Origin of the sequence: Prevotella herbatica (assembly GCF_017347605.1) — a bacterium.
Taxonomy (GTDB): domain Bacteria; phylum Bacteroidota; class Bacteroidia; order Bacteroidales; family Bacteroidaceae; genus Prevotella; species Prevotella herbatica.
The window spans coordinates 357,390-375,964 of record NZ_AP024484.1 but is presented as its reverse complement, the minus strand read 5'-3'; the positions used below and the strand labels follow the sequence as shown (position 1 = coordinate 375,964).

General features: G+C 37.8%; 17 protein-coding genes. 6 read left to right on the top strand and 11 right to left on the bottom strand.

The window, feature by feature from the left end:
* Nucleotides 1-216 precede the first annotated feature (216 nt).
* Together prwr041_RS01565 and prwr041_RS01560 are read right to left on the bottom strand one after the other, a co-directional pair.
* On the bottom strand, nucleotides 217-2,958 hold the full coding sequence (locus prwr041_RS01565; RefSeq protein ID WP_207154578.1) for a sugar-binding domain-containing protein: 2,742 nt from the start codon (nucleotides 2,956-2,958) through the stop codon (nucleotides 217-219).
* 742 nt (nucleotides 2,959-3,700) lie between these two features.
* The gene (locus prwr041_RS01560; protein WP_207154577.1) at nucleotides 3,701-4,126 is read right to left on the bottom strand and encodes a Fur family transcriptional regulator; all 426 of its coding nucleotides are present in this window, start codon (nucleotides 4,124-4,126) and stop codon (nucleotides 3,701-3,703) included.
* 95 nt (nucleotides 4,127-4,221) lie between these two features.
* Between prwr041_RS01560 and prwr041_RS01555 the strand changes: the two genes are divergently transcribed.
* Both prwr041_RS01555 and prwr041_RS01550 read left to right on the top strand, forming a co-directional pair.
* The gene (locus prwr041_RS01555) at nucleotides 4,222-4,575 is read left to right on the top strand and encodes a hypothetical protein (RefSeq protein WP_207154576.1); all 354 of its coding nucleotides are present in this window, start codon (nucleotides 4,222-4,224) and stop codon (nucleotides 4,573-4,575) included.
* Between the two features lie 34 nt (nucleotides 4,576-4,609).
* Nucleotides 4,610-6,889 carry a TonB-dependent receptor gene (locus tag prwr041_RS01550; RefSeq protein ID WP_207154575.1) on the top strand — a complete coding sequence of 760 codons (2,280 nt, stop codon included), beginning with the start codon at nucleotides 4,610-4,612 and terminating at the stop codon, nucleotides 6,887-6,889.
* A gap of 10 nt (nucleotides 6,890-6,899) precedes the next feature.
* Here prwr041_RS01550 and prwr041_RS01545 read toward each other — a convergent pair whose 3' ends face one another.
* The 9 genes from prwr041_RS01545 to prwr041_RS01505 are packed head-to-tail and all read right to left on the bottom strand — an operon-like array spanning nucleotide 6,900 to nucleotide 14,426.
* Nucleotides 6,900-7,997 carry a DegT/DnrJ/EryC1/StrS family aminotransferase gene (locus prwr041_RS01545; RefSeq protein ID WP_207154574.1) on the bottom strand — a complete coding sequence of 366 codons (1,098 nt, stop codon included), beginning with the start codon at nucleotides 7,995-7,997 and terminating at the stop codon, nucleotides 6,900-6,902.
* On the bottom strand, nucleotides 7,994-8,932 hold the full coding sequence (locus prwr041_RS01540) for a GNAT family N-acetyltransferase (protein ID WP_207154573.1): 939 nt from the start codon (nucleotides 8,930-8,932) through the stop codon (nucleotides 7,994-7,996). Before prwr041_RS01540 ends, prwr041_RS01545 begins: the two co-directional genes overlap by 4 nt.
* A complete protein-coding gene (locus prwr041_RS01535) occupies nucleotides 8,920-9,333 on the bottom strand; it encodes a sugar 3,4-ketoisomerase (RefSeq protein WP_207154572.1) in 414 nt (137 codons plus the stop codon). Before prwr041_RS01535 ends, prwr041_RS01540 begins: the two co-directional genes overlap by 13 nt.
* Nucleotides 9,333-9,614, bottom strand: coding sequence for a hypothetical protein (locus prwr041_RS01530; protein WP_207154571.1), 282 nt, complete (start codon nucleotides 9,612-9,614; stop codon nucleotides 9,333-9,335). Before prwr041_RS01530 ends, prwr041_RS01535 begins: the two co-directional genes overlap by 1 nt.
* Nucleotides 9,615-9,620: 6 nt before the next feature.
* Nucleotides 9,621-10,781, bottom strand: coding sequence for a formate-dependent phosphoribosylglycinamide formyltransferase (gene purT / locus prwr041_RS01525; protein ID WP_237072277.1), 1,161 nt, complete (start codon nucleotides 10,779-10,781; stop codon nucleotides 9,621-9,623).
* A 4-nt stretch (nucleotides 10,782-10,785) separates the two neighbouring features.
* The gene (gene rfbB / locus prwr041_RS01520) at nucleotides 10,786-11,934 is read right to left on the bottom strand and encodes a dTDP-glucose 4,6-dehydratase (protein ID WP_207154569.1); all 1,149 of its coding nucleotides are present in this window, start codon (nucleotides 11,932-11,934) and stop codon (nucleotides 10,786-10,788) included.
* A 2-nt stretch (nucleotides 11,935-11,936) separates the two neighbouring features.
* Nucleotides 11,937-12,446, bottom strand: a complete 510-nt coding sequence (locus prwr041_RS01515) for a metallophosphoesterase family protein (protein WP_207154568.1) — start codon at nucleotides 12,444-12,446, stop codon at nucleotides 11,937-11,939.
* Nucleotides 12,443-13,066: a cytidylate kinase-like family protein gene (locus prwr041_RS01510; protein WP_207154567.1), complete on the bottom strand. Its 624-nt coding sequence runs from the start codon at nucleotides 13,064-13,066 to the stop codon at nucleotides 12,443-12,445. Before prwr041_RS01510 ends, prwr041_RS01515 begins: the two co-directional genes overlap by 4 nt.
* Complete coding sequence (locus tag prwr041_RS01505) at nucleotides 13,041-14,426, bottom strand: MATE family efflux transporter (protein ID WP_207154566.1); 1,386 nt, start codon at nucleotides 14,424-14,426, stop codon at nucleotides 13,041-13,043. The genes prwr041_RS01510 and prwr041_RS01505 overlap by 26 nt, the downstream gene beginning before the upstream one ends.
* A 131-nt stretch (nucleotides 14,427-14,557) precedes the next feature.
* Here prwr041_RS01505 and prwr041_RS01500 point away from each other — a divergent pair, with 131 nt between their 5' ends.
* From prwr041_RS01500 to prwr041_RS01485, 4 genes are all read left to right on the top strand, one after another.
* Nucleotides 14,558-15,961, top strand: a complete 1,404-nt coding sequence (locus prwr041_RS01500) for a S8 family peptidase (protein ID WP_207154565.1) — start codon at nucleotides 14,558-14,560, stop codon at nucleotides 15,959-15,961.
* Entirely contained in the window at nucleotides 15,958-17,250 is a 1,293-nt protein-coding gene (xseA, locus tag prwr041_RS01495) for an exodeoxyribonuclease VII large subunit (RefSeq protein WP_207154564.1), read from the top strand. Before prwr041_RS01500 ends, xseA begins: the two co-directional genes overlap by 4 nt.
* A gap of 7 nt (nucleotides 17,251-17,257) precedes the next feature.
* Nucleotides 17,258-17,458, top strand: a complete 201-nt coding sequence (gene xseB, locus prwr041_RS01490; protein ID WP_207154563.1) for an exodeoxyribonuclease VII small subunit — start codon at nucleotides 17,258-17,260, stop codon at nucleotides 17,456-17,458.
* A gap of 95 nt (nucleotides 17,459-17,553) precedes the next feature.
* The gene (locus prwr041_RS01485; protein WP_207154562.1) at nucleotides 17,554-18,570 is read left to right on the top strand and encodes a branched-chain amino acid aminotransferase; all 1,017 of its coding nucleotides are present in this window, start codon (nucleotides 17,554-17,556) and stop codon (nucleotides 18,568-18,570) included.
* Nucleotides 18,571-18,575: the final 5 nt, after the last annotated feature.

Here is an 18,575-nt window from a genome sequence, read left to right as displayed (position 1 = left end):
TGTTATAATTTTCCTTTGTTAATTTAAAACTTATGCAAAGATAGTGCAAACGAGTGGAAAAGCAAAGAAAAATTATGTTTTTTCTTTGTTTTCAAGAGTGCAAAGTTATCAACCAACTATTGTTAAAGATGCTAGTCGAATACTGTACAAAATAAAATAAGCAGCATCCCTTTTTATTGTTAGGATACTGCTTATATTATATTGACGTAGAGTTGCTTATCTTATAATTTTAGGCTTCAATTCATCAGGTGAGTCTTTGGTAAACATATTTACCTTTGGTGCTTCTTTCTCAAACAAATCACGTATAACTTTTATATCTAGTGTTATTTCTGGCTTAAAACTGTTGCCAGACATATATTCTAGTATTGATTTCCTAAGTTGACGTGCTACAATTCTATTGTTAAGATTGCTGTTTATGTCAAAAGTTGTCATTAGCAGTTTACCCTTTAAAACATTTGCCTCTACAATCATTCCCAACTTGCGACTTACGTGCCATGTATCTATTGGCTGATATATAGGTTGATAGTCTTCTGGAAATTCCTGAAGATTCATAACTTGTGCATTATTTATAAGCTCCCACCAGTTTATGTTTTGCCATGAGTCTGTAGGAAAGTCTTTGAAAATAGGATGGTTGTTCATTATATACGATCCTGTAGTATGTGGAGGACGCATTTTGAACCAACTAGTATTCCAGAATACTGGTAGATAAGTTTGCTTTACATCGTTGCCATAACGTATTTTTCCACCGGCAGTAATGAGAACTTTTCCTCCGTTATTTAATATCTTAATAGCTTTGGAATCCAATGTATCTGTTATGTATATGTCTTTTGTCTTTGGCATCTCAACTTTTGAAGGATATACCCAAAAGTCCCATTCATTGGTATTGCCATTTACAGACACATTGAGTGTGAGTTTACTAGGTGTCTTTATCCCGTTAAGCGGCAATGTAATAGGTCTTATTTCATTGTTTTTACCATATTTTATGGTCGTGTTATACTTGGCGATTATATTACTGTGTGTATTATTGTCAATGATACTATATTCTATATAAGCATCTTTAATATCTCCTTCTGAAGCATTATACACTTCTATTGGTATGTTCAGTGTATCTGTATTTTGGAAAATAAACTTAGGAAATTTTGCAAGTGGAACTATCTTACCGCAGAATTCTTTCCATTGTTTGCTGTCTACATATCCCTTTTCTTTCCAAAAAACATTGAGAGGACCTACTAGAGCTGTTCCCTGACCACTATAGTCATTGAGTCCTAACAAAAGAAAACCAGAATAGTCCTTTGTACGTAGGTTACGTTCTATTTCGTATTTATATGCCGTAACTTGCAGCTTACCACTGGCATAAAGGAACTTCTCTGCCTGTGATGCCATGCCATCCTTTTTCAGCAAGTCTTCAAATATATCAAAGTTCTTAGCTTTGTAAGGTCCTGTATACAGACTGCGTTCCTTGAAGTCGGGGAATGCACACCATTGTCCTTGCTCGTGAGCAATGATAGGAGAATTGTTTGGTTCTTTTTCTCTGTAATTGCGAGGAAATTCTATCTGTGACAGATAATCATCGTTACATTGCGGAGCCTTGTGGCTCCAGTCAAGTCCTCTCGCTCCACCTTTAACATGATATTCGCTTAGATTGTCCCAAGCCCATCCTCCACCAACACTAGCCCCGCAGTATATGTGCCTGTTGTCGTATTCTTTCATAGTCTTGACCCAGTTGTTGCACCATGTAACCCAGTCTCCTGCAGGTTCATTGCCAGCAGCCATCATCACGAAAGAAGGATGATTACCATAGTAATCACATATTTTCTTAGTCTCTTCTGCCAGATATTGGTCTATATGCTGTTTGTAGTTTAATTTTACACCATGATTTGGCCATGATGGTCCTTCTGGCTGAAGATAGAATCCTAGACTGTCAGCAGCTATAAAGGCAGCTTCTGGTGGACAGTAGCTGTGAAAGCGCATCGTGTTTATTCCATAATCTTTGCATTTCTGAATTATTTTCTTCCATGATTCTACATCTGTAGGTGGATATCCTGTTAGTGGAAAATTACAGTTTTCTACTGTTCCACGTATGTATATCGGTTTTCCATTGAGCATAATGTCGCGTCCTTTTACTTCGATATTTCTAAATCCGAAAGTAACAGGTATTGTATCTCCACAGTATATTACGCTGCGAGTGTATAGATTAGGAGTAAATTCACTCCAAGGTTGCGGATTGTCTATTTTTAGATTGTATTCTTTGTTATTCACTAATATTTTCACATTTCCAGTGTTTAGGTCAGGAAATGTTTTTACAGTGAAAATACTTTTTTGTGAACGTAGTTGTATCTTTCCAACAATACCATTCCAATTGCCTTGTGTCTGGTCGGTTACAGAATGTGAGTCTTGTCCTACACCAACATTCTCAATGCCATTGTATATCTTTATGGCTATGCTGTTGGTTTTTCCAAACTTTACATAATCTGTTATGTCATATTCGTGTGGAACGGATAGTGACATTTGGTGTCCAACTTCTTTGCCGTTTACGAATACCGTAGTTTCTATATGCGGGCGTTCAAGGAATAATACAACTCGATTTCTTTTCCATTCTCTTGGAATATTTGTATTTTGTCGGTACCATGCGTAGCCTACATAATAATGTTCAGGAGTTAAGAAGAACGGAAATTTGATACTGCCAGTGTGGCGGTATTTCTCCATATATGGATTGTAGTAGTATGAAGAGTCATATAATGAGCCAGTCCATTTTGTATGAATACTAGGTAAGTCACCTTTGCCATTTGTTAGCATAGACCCAGGCAGTTTTATTGTATCATCATATTTTTGTGATGCATTATAACTTCCGTTACGGTCAATTTGGAAGTCCCAAGTACCAGACAGATTAATCGTCTTTTGGGCGAATGATGTTAGAATCATTAATAACAAAAGACTCAATATTGTTATTCGTTTCATAAATTAGTTATTTTGTAATTATACTCTAAGTGGGGTTTGTTTAAATGGTATGCTAGTGCAACCTTATCTTCGGCAAAGATACTACAAAATTTTTGTCTATGCAATGAAATCAAGTTTGAGCTGTTAGCCAATGTTTCAATTACTAGTGCTACACACTATAAATACGCGCACGCACGCACACTCTGAATTTTTCAGGAAAACAATTGTCGAAGTGTCTATCCTTTGAACATCAACTGGTTAGAACTCTTTTCGGGTCGAACAAAGTGATAACTATTCGTCGGTAAAATATCGGGGAAAATTTTTCATCATATTGCATTGCGCTTCACGAAGCATTTTGATGCAATTTTCGATGTTTTGCAGTGCTTTTCTATATGGAATGAGTTCCGTTTCTATATAGAAACGCATGCAAAACTTGAAATTTGACAGTCAATCCACCGTCACTTTATTTAGTCAAATTCGTCGATAAAATATTGATATTCATTAAGTTGACACTTCGACACTTATATTTTTCAAAACCTTAGGTGTGCGCGTGTATGCGCGTACATTATATAAGCAGAAATAGATAACGTAGCTAGAACGTAGCTTGTCGTAGCTAAAAGTTTTGTAGGTTCCTCTGAAATCCCTTTATGCAAGGGGATACAGACGAAGACGTAGCTCCGTAGCTAAAAAAACAAAAAAGTGCATGAGGAGTCTACCTATATTAATGCTTAGAAAATATAGATATTAATCCAGAAATGAAAGGCTACTGTTTCTTCTTTGAACATTTAGGGCATAAACCCTTTATCATGAAGTTTACACTATGCATCTGATAACCTAGCGGAATACAAAGGTCAGGGATAGGCATGTCGTATAGGCAGAATGTCTTGTGGCAGCGTTCACAAAAGAAATGCATGTGCTCGTCTTCATCAGTTTCAATGCTTTTGCTGAAACATAGTTCGTATTTAGTTCCACCCGCACCGTCTTCCACTGTGTGAACTAGGTGATTGTCACGAAATAATGTGAGTGTACGGAATATGTTAGATTTGTCTATTGTGATAATCTGATCTTCCAGTTCTTTCATTGAGACTGGATTTTCACATGCAGCAAGAGACTTAGCAATAACTATTCTGTTGGAAGTTGGTTTGATGCCATGCTTTTCCAGAAGCAAGATACATTTGTTTTCATCCATTTTATTTGTTATTTATCTACAAAAGTAGTTAATGCTGCCGTAAAATCCAAATATATCTTAATAATAATTTTACTTTTGCATCTGTGAATAAAGCAATGCATAGACAAAGGCTTTGGGCACGGATACTCTTGGCAGTATTTGTACCTATGCTTATTATGTCAACATTCCACCACCATGAGGAGGTGATGGGTGCTGGTATAACATGCTATGATTGTCAGCATCATATACATCATGCTGGGCATATTGCTAATGGATGGACATCTATAGATGGATGCGTACTATGTCATTTTCATAGTCTTCCTTACATCTTAGGAACAGAGGTCAGCATAGCATTATTTGCAATTTTATTATATATGGCATTGGCTTTTTTAAAGCCAATGCATGCTGCCACCTTCCGTGGCGTAACGACAACACGCGGTCCTCCGTCTTTTTATTCAATTGGAAAGTAAATAGTATTTTTAAGGTAAAAAACAATTCTATAGAATGAAAAGATTATATATCATGCTATTGCTCATATGTGTTTGTATATGTGCGACAGCCGAGCCTATGGCTCCAAAAGCGTCTTTGTCAGGACATGTGACAGACGCTTCAGATAAAAGTGCCCTTGTTGGTGTTACAATATATGTACCTGAGTTATCACTGGGTACCACAACTGATGAAAATGGTAATTACGTTATAGCAGATCTTCCTTTGAAGACGATCACTTTGCAGATCAGTTATCTTGGTCATCAGACTATAATAAAAAAGGTCACATTACAAAAAAGTACTACCGCAGACTTCGTGATGAAAGAATCAAATGCGATGATAAATGAAGTGGTAGTAACGGGACTGGCTGGAAATTCACTGATGAAAGATTCTCCTACACCAGTATCTATTCTTACTGCAGCTGACATCAAAGAGGTGTCTTCAACAAATATCATTGATGCGATAGCACATCAGCCTGGTATATCACAGATTACTACAGGTAGCGGTATTTCTAAACCTGTGATACGTGGATTGGGATATAACCGTATTGTGACTATCAATGACGGAGTGAGACAGGAAGGACAGCAATGGGGAGATGAACATGGTATTGAAATAGATCCACAGACGGTTAACAATATAGAGATTCTTAAAGGTCCAGCTTCGCTAATGTATGGATCAGATGCTATGGCTGGAGTCGTTATATTCCACGATGCACCAACATTGGCAAAGAATACTGTGGCTGGTGATGTTTCATCGGAATATCAGACCAATAATGGACTGTTTGACTATTCCCTTCACATGGCTGGAAATAATAATGGATATGTTTGGGGAGTGAGGTATTCTGATAAGATGGCACATGCATACAAAAACAAGTATGACGGATATGTAGACAATTCGCAGTTCAGAGAACGTGCAATGTCTGGCTTATTGGGAGTAAACAAAAGTTGGGGATACAGTCATCTTAAATTGAGTTATTATCATCTTACTCCAAGTATGATAGAAGAACCTGGAGCTGTTGGTGACAAGGACTATGGACATGGACTGCCATATCAGCAGATACATCATTATAAGGCTGTGCTGGATAATTCATTTTATGTGGGTGAAGGAAATCTGAAGACCCTTGTTGCATACCAGCAAAACCGCAGACAGGAGTTTGAGGATGAGGAAAATCCAAATAAACCTGGACTTGACTTTATGTTGCATACTATAAACTATGATGTTCATTATGCATTGCAGCCAGCTGAAGGCTTGAGTTTTGCAACTGGAGTGAACGGAATGTATCAGCGCTCTTTGAATAAAGGCGATGAATTCCTTATTCCTTCTTATGCACTGTTTGATTTTGGAGCATTTGCAACGTCGAGCTATAAAGTTGGAAACTGGAATGTAAGTGGTGGATTAAGATATGATACACGACATCTTCGCAGTTTTGCACTCGAAGATAGATTCGCAAGCATGTCACGTACTTTCAATGGTGTTACTGGTAGTATCGGTGCTACTTATGCTATTAATGAAAAAATGAATGTAAGGTTGAATCTAGCAAGAGGTTTCCGTGTTCCAAATCTTAGTGAGTTAGCTTCAAATGGTGAACATGAAGGTACTTTCAGATATGAAATAGGTAACACAGAACTGAAACCTGAATACAGTTGGCAGTTAGATGCTGGATGGGATTATACATCTGCTTATATTTCAGCACAATTATCATTGTTTGCCAACTACATAGACAACTATATCTTTGCACATAAAGTAGCTGGAAAAGTAGTTGATGATGTTCCTGTATATCAATTTGTGCAGGGCAATGCACGTCTATTAGGGGGGGAAGCCAGCGTTGATATTCATCCTGTAGAAAGACTTCATTTCCAAAATGCCTTTTCGTATGTTGATGCCGTACAGCTGAATCAAACTGCGGAGGCAAAATATTTGCCAATGACTCCGGCACCACGTTGGACATCAGAATTGAAATATGATATAATTCGTGACGGCAAGACGTTTAACAATACTTATGTAAAGTTTGGGCTGGAATGTGATCTTCGTCAAAATCATTTTTATGCACTTGACAATACTGAAACTGCCACACCTTCATATACTCTGTTGAATGCTTCTATGGGAACAGATATAAAATGCAGAGGAAAGAAAATCCTTTCTGTGTATCTAACTGGTGACAATCTCACTAACAGAGCATACCAGAATAATCTGAGCAGATTGAAATATGCTGGATTAAATCCTGTTACAGGACGACAGGGTGTATTTAATATGGGACGTAATTTCGGAATAAAGGTTGTTGCGCCAATAAATCTTTAGACGATGATTATCACTGACAGCTGTTTAGTGTTGATACTATGTATTCAACTTCACTGTCGGTAAGAACCTGATTGCAAGGCAAACTCAATTCATTGTCTGCAATATATTCTGTTATGGGGAATGAGAAATTATTCCATTCCCTGTAACATTTTTGTTTATGAGGAGGAATAGGGTAGTGAACCATTGTTTCTATCCCCTTATCTTTAAGTCGTAGCCTTATTAAATCGCGATTAGAACATAGTATAGGATATATGTGGTAAACAGAATTAAGAGCGTTTACAGTCTTGATATTTCTATTTATAATATTTTCATTATAGTATTTCGCAATAGCAATTCTTCTTGCGTTATCCTGATCAAGGTATTTCAGCTTTACACTTAATATAGCAGCCTGAATCTCGTCAATTCTACTGTTCATTCCTTTATATGGAAATACGTATTTGCGTGAACTACCGTAGTTGCCTATTGCTCTTGCTGTATCATTAAGTCTGTCATCGTCTGTTGTTATCGCTCCCGCATCGCCAAATGCACCAAGATTCTTTCCTGGATAGAAACTGTGAGCAGCTGCATTTCCGATACTGCCTGTTATAATGTTTTCAGAATAGTTACACCCATGAGCTTGTGCATTGTCTTCTATCAACAGCAGATTATGATTCTTACATATCCTGCCAATTTCTTCAGTATATGCACAGATTCCATAAAGATGAACAATGAGTATTGCACGGGTGTTCTTTGTAATGGCATTCTCTATTTTTGTGTCATCAATCTGTAGAGTGCTGATATTTGGTTCAACAAGTACAGGCGTGAGATTGTTTGCTGTTATTGAAAGTATAGAAGCAATATAAGTATTTGCGGGGACAATAACTTCGTCGCCGTCTTTAAGTATACCAAGTTCCTTATATGATCTGAATATAATGGTTAAGGCATCCAAGCCATTTCCACAACCAATGCAGTGCTTTGATCCTATATAATTTGCATATTGTCTTTCAAAAGTAGTTGTAGCCTCTCCATTTAGATACCAACCGCTATCTATTACATTGCTTACAGCAGTGTGGATTTCCTCACCGTGCATGCTTGTTACTTTTTTGAGTGACAGATAATCTATTTTCATAGCTCCCATTCATAAGTATCATATACAACACCTCTGCCTCCGTATCCCTCTTTGTGGGAGATAAGGCCCTCATTGATTACGCTACAATTATCTTCAGTAGAGCTTCCAAAGTCAAGATATTGATAATCCGGATAGTCATGGTACATCACTTTATCATATATAGCTTCCATCGCACCTAAATCTTTTCCTATCGAGTTAGTAGAGCTATATTGTCCATGTATGACATTCCTCATCATATAGAATGTGATGCCACCGATTATATTGCCGTCTTTATAGGCATTGTATTGAATAATGTTGTTTGGAAATATTGATTTAAGCAGTTTCATCTCTTCGAGTGTGTGCACAGGTTTTGCATTGAAACGTTGCTTTAGGTTATCATTAAGTATTTTCCAAAATTCATCAAGACTTGCATTGGCTACTACTTCAACACCATTAAGTACTGCTTTTTTCAATCTTCTTATATGGTCTTTGCGCCATCTCATGTGTTCATTCATGAAGATCGTTGTTCCGATGTTTCTTGTCAACAAATGGGCATGACATTTCCAGAATATTGCATAAAGGTCTTCTTCTGAAGCATGTTTGCAATAAATCCATGGGATAGGACGATAGATTACTTTCTTAAAACCTATAGTCCTTAAATATTCATTAAGTTCGGTGAATAGCATGCAAGTGCTGGTGATATTGACGTGAATGTCCATTATCAGTCCGCCGTATGTAAGTCCGAAATGTGAATAAAGGGTATCTTCAATCTTGTGTGCAGGAAGTAGCGCATATAGTTTATTCTTCTTATAGAACATTAATGAGAAGTCATCAAATCTATCAGAATGATAATCCATATAGTTACGGTCAAAAAGAAATGTTGCGTTTTTCGCCTTGTCAACGAATTTGTTCCATTCTTCTTTTTGGTCTGGCGTGTATTTCCTTATTTCAAACATTCAGTACGTTGTATGAATTCATTGTAATCGTAGATATAGTCGGCTTCATCATAGTCGTCTTCTGCAAGTACCAGACATACTGAACCTGAAGAGAAGTCTTCAAGCGTGCGCCATATACCTTTGTCGACAAACAGACCTTGATATGGATGATTTAGCAGATAATGCTGCTTTTTATGTCCGCTGTCAAGTGTAACTGTAAACGAACCACTCACGGCAACAATAAATTCACGGCAATGGATATGAGCGTGTCCACCACGATAGCCTCCTGACGGAACATCATAAGTCCAATATACCCTTTTGAATTCAAAAGGAATACCCTTGAATCTTTCTGCAACAGTAAGGTTCCCACGTGGATCTGAAATCTTAGGCAGTTCAATTATTGTCCCAAGTTTACAGCTCATTATTTCTTTTTAGCGTGTTTGGCATTTATATCTTTAATCCATTTCATTCTTTCGTTGAATATAGGACTATATTTATCCAAAATTGCTTGTAAATCCTTACTACGGTTATCTAGTTGAATGTAGTCTTCAGTCTTTGTCCTGCTATCTTCTTTTAGTGACATCATCTGTTCTAAGACAACCTTCTGTTCATCTCTAGTTATTGAAAGTTGTTTACCAAGTTTCTGGAGATCCTCCAAAAACTTGGTAATAGTATCAATCTTGTCGTTGTTGTTATTAATCATGTAGTTTTATTTAATGATAGTGGCAGCAACTCTCTTAGCCTTCTCACGCAATGCGTTGATATCATCTCCAACTTCGCCATAGCATAATACTACACCCATACGGCGATTTACATGCTGGTCTGGTTTGCCGAAAATACGAACGCGTGTACGGTCTTCCCTTAATGCTTCTACAAGATTGTATTCTGGAGCATGGTCTGCGTCTTCTTTTGCAAGAACAACAGCACTGCATCCATAATGTTCAAGATGTATAGCAGGAATAGGCCACCCCATTATTGCACGAAGATGAAGTTCAAATTCGCTCAAGTTGGTTGTGTGTCCAAGTGTAACCATACCTGTGTCGTGTGGTCGCGGACTTAACTCTGAGAATATCACTTCGCCTTTTTTCGTCATGAAGAACTCAACGCCCCATAAGCCATAGCCTGTAAGCGCTTTTGTTACTTCGTTAGCCATGTGTTCTGCCTTCTTTAATGCTTCATCAGATATGTGGTAAGGCTGCCAACTTTCACGATAGTCACCGCTTTTCTGTATGTGTCCTATAGGAGGGCAGAATATCGTAGGAGCATTTTTCTGTGTTACAGTAAGAAGAGTGAACTCAGAATCAAAATCTATAAATTCCTCAATAATAACCTCTTTAACGTCGCCGCGGCTACCTTCCATTGCTTCTGTGAATGCAGCTTTTAGTTCATCGTCGTTGTGTACGTAACTTTGACCATGACCGCTTGAGCTCATAAGAGGTTTAACGACACATGGGAAACCGATTTCGTCAGCGGCTTTCTTAAATTCGTCAAAAGTCTTTGCATAGAAATACTTTGCTGTGCGAAGTCCAAGTTCTTTAGATGCAAGGTCACGAATAGCGCGGCGGTTCATCGTATAGTTTACCGCACGTGCAGAAGGTACGACCTGAATACCTTCTTTTTCAAAATCGAAAAGTCGCTCAGTACGAATGGCTTCTATTTCTGGTACAATGATGTCTGGATGGTGTTTGCGAACCGCAGCTTCAAGTGCATCTCCGTCAAGCATACTGAAGATTTCTCTTTCATCAGCAACTTGCATTGCCGGTGCGTTATCATAACGATCACATGCAATCACATAAACTCCTGCTCTTTTAGCAGCAATAACAAACTCCTTGCCCAGTTCACCTGAGCCCAATAACATGATTCTTTTCATAGCCTTATTTGTTTCCATACATATTATCATAGTACTTCTGGTAGTCACCACTGGTAACTTCGTGTATCCATTGCTGGTTTTCAAGATTCCATTGAATGGTTTTCACTATACCGTCGGCAAACTTAGTCTCTGGGTACCAACCAAGTTCATTCTTTATCTTTGTTGGATCAATGGCATAACGCTTATCATGACCTAAGCGGTCGGCAACGTGTGTGATGAGATCATTGTTTATCCAACTGATGTCAATATCACCGGTAGCATCTTTTTGTTGCTTCTTTAGTACGTTTCGCAGCTGTTTGTTGTCAGCCATCATATCGTGTATAGTCTTTATTGTGAGTTTCACGATGTCGATGTTTGTCATTTCGTTGTGACCACCAACATTATAAACCTCACCTTCACGACCTTCACGTACAACCATGTCAATAGCCTTGCAGTGGTCTTCAACGTATAACCAGTCACGAACATTAAGTCCTTCGCCGTAGACAGGTAATTGCTTGCCTTCAAGAATATTGTTGATAATTAATGGAATAAGTTTTTCAGGGAAATGATAAGGACCATAGTTGTTAGAACAACGTGTAATTGTTATTGGCATGTGGTAAGTATCACGATATGCCATTACAAACATGTCTGCACTTGTCTTACTTGCACTGTAAGGACTGTGAGGACATAGTGGAGTTGTCTCAGTGAAAAAGCCTTCAGCTCCGAGACTTCCATAAACCTCGTCTGTAGAAACCTGATGATAGCGCTTGCCAGCTTTCCATGTAGGATAGCCGTTTTCATCTTTTCCTGTAACCCATGCACGGCGGGCTGCATCAAGCAGATTCTGTGTGCCGAGAATGTTTACACTGAGAAAAAGCTGAGGATCTTCAATGCTGCGGTCAACATGACTTTCAGCCGCGAAGTTTACTAAATAGTCAATCTCATTTTCCGCAAACAGTTTGTCTGCCAGTTCACGGTCACGGATGTCTCCCTTAACGAATACGCAACGTTTGTTGTCGATATCATCTTTTATCGTTCCCAGATTTCCTGCGTATGTCAATGCATCAAGGACGATGACCTTTATATCTTCGTTTTTGTATTTTCTGTTTAGCAAATACTTAATGAAGTTTGCTCCGATAAAGCCTGCGGCTCCTGTAACAAGATAAGTTTTCATTTTTATAGTTGTGATTTATTTGTTCCTAATGTAATAACTTCGCAATCAGTGAATTTATTGCCTTCGATTGTGAGTCTTATTATTGTTCTTTCTTTCTGCCATCCCATGTGTCCGGCCGCACCAGGGTTTATATGCAAAAGATTTAATGATTTGTCGGGCATTACTTTCAATATGTGTGAATGCCCAGAAATAAACAGGTTGGGGGGTGATGCGAATATCATATTCTTTACAGAAATGTCATATTTTCCAGGGTATCCGCCAATGTGTTTCATCATTACATCTACATCCTCGCATTTAAATCTTAGTATCTCGGGATATCTTGCACGGAGTTCATACCCGTCACAATTACCATAGACAGCTCTGAATGTAGGTTTCATGCTCTCGAATTTATCAGCAACCTCAATAGAGCCAATGTCTCCTGCGTGCCAAATCTCGTCGCATTCTCCCATATAGGTTTTGTATTTCTCATCCCAACAGGCGTGAGTGTCGCTGATTATTCCTATTTTCTTCATAACTGAAATCGCTTTTTTATTAATTCGGCAATAAATGCCTCAGTATCTTCTATACCAAGTAGGCTGCTGTTGATGCATAAATCATAGCTTTCACTGTGTCCCCATTGTTTGCCGGTGTAATAGTTGTAGTATGAAGCACGTGCTTCTTCCTTGTCAGTGATATATTTTCTTGCTTCAGCGCTGTTCATATCATAGCGCTTAGATACTCGCTGTATTCGTTGATCAATATCTGCCGTTACGAATATATTGATTGTATTCTTGAAATCACGGAGAACATAATCTGCAGTTCTTCCTACAAATATACAATTACCTTTTTCTGCGGCTTTTAATATGGCATCACTTTGAAATTTGTAAAGACTTTCCTGAGATAGATCATTCTTGTAGAAATTACTTTCACCAATCAATGGTATATGTATATTCAGAAGAGATTTAAAAAATCCCTTATGCTCGTCAGCCTGCTCAAAAAAAGTCTCACTGAATCCGCTTTCATGTGCAGCAAGGTTCAGAAGCTCACGGTCATAAAAACTATAGTTCAGCTCTTCGGAAAGTTTCTTTGCAATATATCTTCCGCCACTGCCGATCTGTCTACCAATATTAATTATTATCTTCTTGTCTTCCATGTATCATGTTTTTATGTTGGTTTTTAAATTTTTTCATATATGCCATCATCATAAATGCTGCAATTATAGAAGCACAGACATCAGATGTAGGCATTGAATACCAAACTCCGTTGAGCCCGTAGATTAACGGTAGTATGGCTAGCAATGGCAGCAGTAATAGTAATTGTCTTGAAAGTGAAAGAAAAATGCTGATCTTCACTTTACCTATGCTTTGGAAAAAGTTTGTTATCACCATCTGACATCCGACAACAGGGAACGCCAGAAGATTTATTCTTATTGCCTTTATTCCAAGTCCAATAAGTGTTGGATCTTTCGTAAACAGGCGTGAACAATAGTAAGGCATGAACATAGCAATCAGCCAACCAGCAGTCATAATTATTGTTGCTACTATGATTGCAAGTTTTACTACATGCATCATTCTGTCAAGTTGTTGCGCTCCATAGTTATAGCCAGCAATAGGTTGCATACCTTGGTTTACACCCATTACAAACATAACGAAAATAAATCCAATCTTATTTGATATTCCGTATGCTCCTACGTCAAGATCGTTTCCATAATGTACAAGTTGCTGGTTAATGAATATTACGACAACACATGCACATACATTCATTGCGAAAGGAGACACGCCAACTCCAATTATATTCTTAACAATATCTTTTTTCAACCCATATATTCCTCGTTTGAAATGAAGTAATTCCTTTTTGTTGCTGAATACCCATAACTGCCATACAAGAGCCATAACCTGAGAAATAACAGTTGCGTAAGCTGCACCCTTTATTCCCCAATGGAATATCATTATGAAAATATAGTCCAGTATGATATTCATTATCACTGTGAATATCGTTGCCAACATTGCATGTCTAGGCTTGCTTCCTGCACGAAGGACAGCATTCATTCCAAAATACATGTGTGAGAATACGTTTCCTCCAAGTATAACAGTCATGTAATCTCGTGCAAACGGAATAGTTGTGTCACTGGCTCCGAAAAACCTGAGTATGGGATTAAGAAAAATGAGACATACCACAGAAAACGTTATTCCTATTATTAAGTTTAGTATAATGGTATTACCTAAAATATTTTCTGCAGTTTTGTAATCTTTCTGACCCAGTTTAACAGATATGAATGTCGATGCTCCAACACCAACAGCAGCTCCGAATGCGCTTGAAAGATTCATGAATGGGAAAGTTATGGCCAAACCAGAAATGGCGAATGGACCTACTCCCTGGCCGATAAAAATGCTGTCTACAATATTGTAGAGTGAAGCTGCGGTCATGGCTACTATAGCTGGAAGAGCATACTGGATAAGTAGTTTACCTACTGGTTTGGTTCCTAACTCTAATGTTGCCTGTTTATTATCCATGATGCAAAAGTACAAAAATTATTTTATTTCTTATTTATAAAATAAAGGTAAATAACTATTTTTGTTGAAATGATTTTCTGTTCTCAATTTAATGTATTACTTTTGTGTCTTGAAACCTAAATGAAATATTGATGAACAAATATATTATCCTTATAATTTTAATGGCTTTGCCATCTGTTGTTTGGGGCTCTAGGGGAGTAAATGAAGCTGAAATGGTTTCATATCCTGGAGGTAAATGTTATATTTTCAGACTTAAACTTACAGACAAAAAGAATACTCCATATAGGCTTGATAAGCCTTTGGATTTTTTATCTCAACGTGCTATTGATAGGCGTAAAAAGCAACATCTGGCGATTGATTCTACGGATTTGCCAATATCTCCTGCTTATTTGTCTGCTATAGCAAAATGCGAAAAGATTCAGATAGTTGGTAAAAGTAAATGGAACAATTCTGTTTTGATAAAATGTAATCATCAAAACAATGCATATAAATTATTAAAATTGCCTTTTGTAAGAAATTTAGTACAAGTATTTTCTTCCCCGGATTCTATATCTAGTTCTATACGCTCTAGTTTTAAAAAGGAATTTAACCGTTGGGACACAATACCTGACAGTAGATATGGAGTTGCTGTAAATCAGATAACTTCTTTGAATGGTGACAGACTTCATTCAATGGGATATCGTGGAAAAGGAAAGATTATAGCCGTACTTGATGCAGGATTTATGAATGTGGATAGAATACCAGCCTTGCACCAAATAAAGATAGCTGGTATTGACGATTTTGTAGTACCTAAATCAAAAAATATATTTGCAGAGTCTGATCATGGAACAATGGTCTTGTCTCTTATGGCAACAGATATGCCGGGAACTTTTATCGGTACTGCTCCTGATGCCAGTTATATGCTTCTTAGATGTGAGGATACACGAACAGAGAGCTTGGCAGAAGAGACTTATTGGGCTGAGGCTGTGGAATATGCCGATTCGGCTGGTGTAGATATAATAAATTCATCTTTGGGCTATCATGATTTTGATGATTCATCTACGAATCATAAATATTACGAGATGGATGGTTTGACTACATCTATTTCACGTACAGCATCTATGCTTGCCGATAAAGGCATCATCTTGGTTAATAGTGCTGGAAATGATGGTATGGGGACATGGAAGAAATTAAACTTTCCGGCTGATGCCAGAAACATAATTACTGTTGGGGCAATAACTCCAATGGGGGATAATGCGGCTTTCAGTGCTGTGGGACCTACTGCCGATGGAAGAATTAAACCGGATGTAATGGCTTATGGAAGTCCTGCTGTGGTGATTTCTGGACGTGGAACTATTGTTGATGATATGGGTACCTCTTTCTCTGCACCGTTGATATCTGGTATGGTAGCTTGTCTATGGCAGGCTTTACCAAATAAAACGGCAAAAGAAATTATCAATATAGTCATTCATAGTGGTAACAACATCCATCCTGATAATGTTTATGGGTATGGTGTTCCTGATTTTCAAAAAGCTTATAACAGCGGAAAACGATGAAAGCACTGTCATTATACGAACTGAACAATTTGGTGAGGGAAACAATTGCTGTTTCTTTGACTGATGAATATTGGGTAGAGGCAGAATTGTCTGAACTGAGAGAGGTCAGAGGACATTGCTATATGGAATTGATCCAAAAGGATTTGTTTAGTAATACTCCTGTTGCCAAGGCTCAGGCAAAATGCTGGAAAAGTAAATGGATAGGTGTTCGTGATAAATTTGAACGTATAGCAGGACAATCTCTTCATGCAGGTTTGAAGGTGATGTTGAAAGTTTATCCTGATTTCCACGAGGCTTATGGCTTTTCTTGGATTGTCACTGATGTTAACCCTGAGTTCACAATGGGTGACATGGCTCGTAAGAGATTGGAGATTATAAATAAATTGAAAACAGACGGTGTGTTTGACTTGCAGAAAAATTTGGAATTGCTGATGTTTGCACAGCGTATTGCTGTAGTTTCTAGTCCTAATGCCGCTGGATATGGTGACTTCTGTAGTCAATTGGAAAATAATGATTATGGTTTGAAGTTCTATCCTCGTCTGTTTCCTGCTATCATGCAAGGGGAAGGTATAGAAAAAAGTGTTATTTCTGCTCTTGATGATATTTATAAATCTTTGGATGACTTTGATGTCGTTGTGATTATACGTGGTGGTGGAGCTACCAGCGACATGAGTGGTTTTGATACGTTGGCTCTTGCTGAGAATGTAGCTAATTTTCCATTGCCAATAATAACCGGAATAGGCCATGAACGTGATGAATCTGTTCTTGATATGGTCTCAAATACAAGAGTAAAGACACCTACCGCTGCAGCTGCATTGTTGATAGAACACCTTTCTGATGTCTATAATCGTGTTATGGATGCGCAAGAGGAGATAATATCAAATATAGCACGTCGAATGGAGGTCGAAAATTTACGATTGAAAAGACTTGCTGAAAAGATTCCAATGTTATTTTCTATATTTAAGAATCAGCAGATTTCTATGCTTGATAAATTGTTTGTGGAAATTGTAAATACCATTACCCTGAAGATTTCAATGTGTAATTACGATATAAGTATTCTTTCAAACAGTCTAGCACCTGTTGCACAAAGGCGGTTGACAAAAGAAAGTTATAAACTGCAACTTATTCAACAGAAACTGGAAGCTCTTGACCCTGTTTTGTTGCTCAAAAGAGGGTATAGTATAACTACGTTTAAAGGACAAGTTGTGAAGAATGCGTCTGCTTTAAAAAGTGGTGACGAGGTAGAGATACGACTTGAAAAAGGAACTGTAAAATCTATAATAAAATAAATATATTATGGCTAAAGAAGAATTTAAATATGAAGAGGCTGTGAGACAGCTTGAGAGTATCGTTGAAAAATTGGAAAACGATGAACTCGATATTGATTCAATGAGTGATAATTTAAAGAAAGCTCAGAAACTCATCAAACTTTGTAAGGACAAACTTACTAAAACTGATGATGAAATCAATAAGATATTAGAGAAGGATAAGAAATAACGAATTTTTATTTTTTGCGCTTAATAGTTGCAAATATTCATTTTTATTCGTACTTTTGCGCTAAGTTATTACGTTGAACATTTAAAATACATGTTATGAAAGATCTAGATTGGTCTAACTTGTCTTTTGGCTACATACCAACAGACTACAATGTTCGCTGCTATTATCGCAACGGAAAATGGGGCGAGATAGAAGTTTGCTCCGATGAGTATATTAAATTGCATATGGCTTCAACCTGTCTACATTATGGTCAGGAAGCTTTTGAAGGCTTGAAGGCATATCGTTGCCCTGATGGTAAGGTGAGAGTGTTCCGTATGGACGAAAATGCTGCTCGTTTACAGAGCACATGCCGCGGTATTCTTATGCCTGAAGTTCCTACAGAGCTATTTGAGGAAATGGTGAAAAAGGTTGTTAGACTTAACCAGGAATTTATTCCTACTTATGAGAGTGGCGCAACTCTTTATGTACGTCCATTGCTTATTGGTACTAGTGCACAGGTTGGTGTACATCCTTCTACAGAATATTTGTTTACTATATTTGTAACTCCTGTTGGACCTTACTTCAAGGGTGGCTTCTCGACTAATCCTTATGTTATTATTCGTGATTATGATCGTTCAGCTCCTCTTGGTACAGGTATATATAAAGTCGGTGGTAATTATGCTGCCAGTCTTAAGGCGAACGCAATTGCACATGAAAAGGGATATGCTTGTGAGTTCTATCTTGATGCAAAGGAAAAGAAGTATATGGATGAATGTGGTGCTGCAAATTTCTTCGGTATTAAGAACAATACTTATGTTACTCCAAAGAGTACATCTATTCTGCCTAGTATCACCAACAAGAGTCTTATGCAACTTGCAGAAGATTTAGGAATGAAGGTTGAGCGTCGTCAGATTCCAGAGGATGAACTTGAAACATTTGAAGAGGCTGGAGCTTGCGGAACAGCAGCTGTAATAAGTCCAATTAGTTTTATCGATGATCTTGATAATGGTAAGCGCTATGACTTTGGTGCAGAGCCTGGCAAGATATCAAAGAAACTCTATGATACGCTTCGTGGAATTCAGTATGGTACTGTTGAGGATAAGCACGACTGGACTACAGTTGTCATCGATTAATTAAC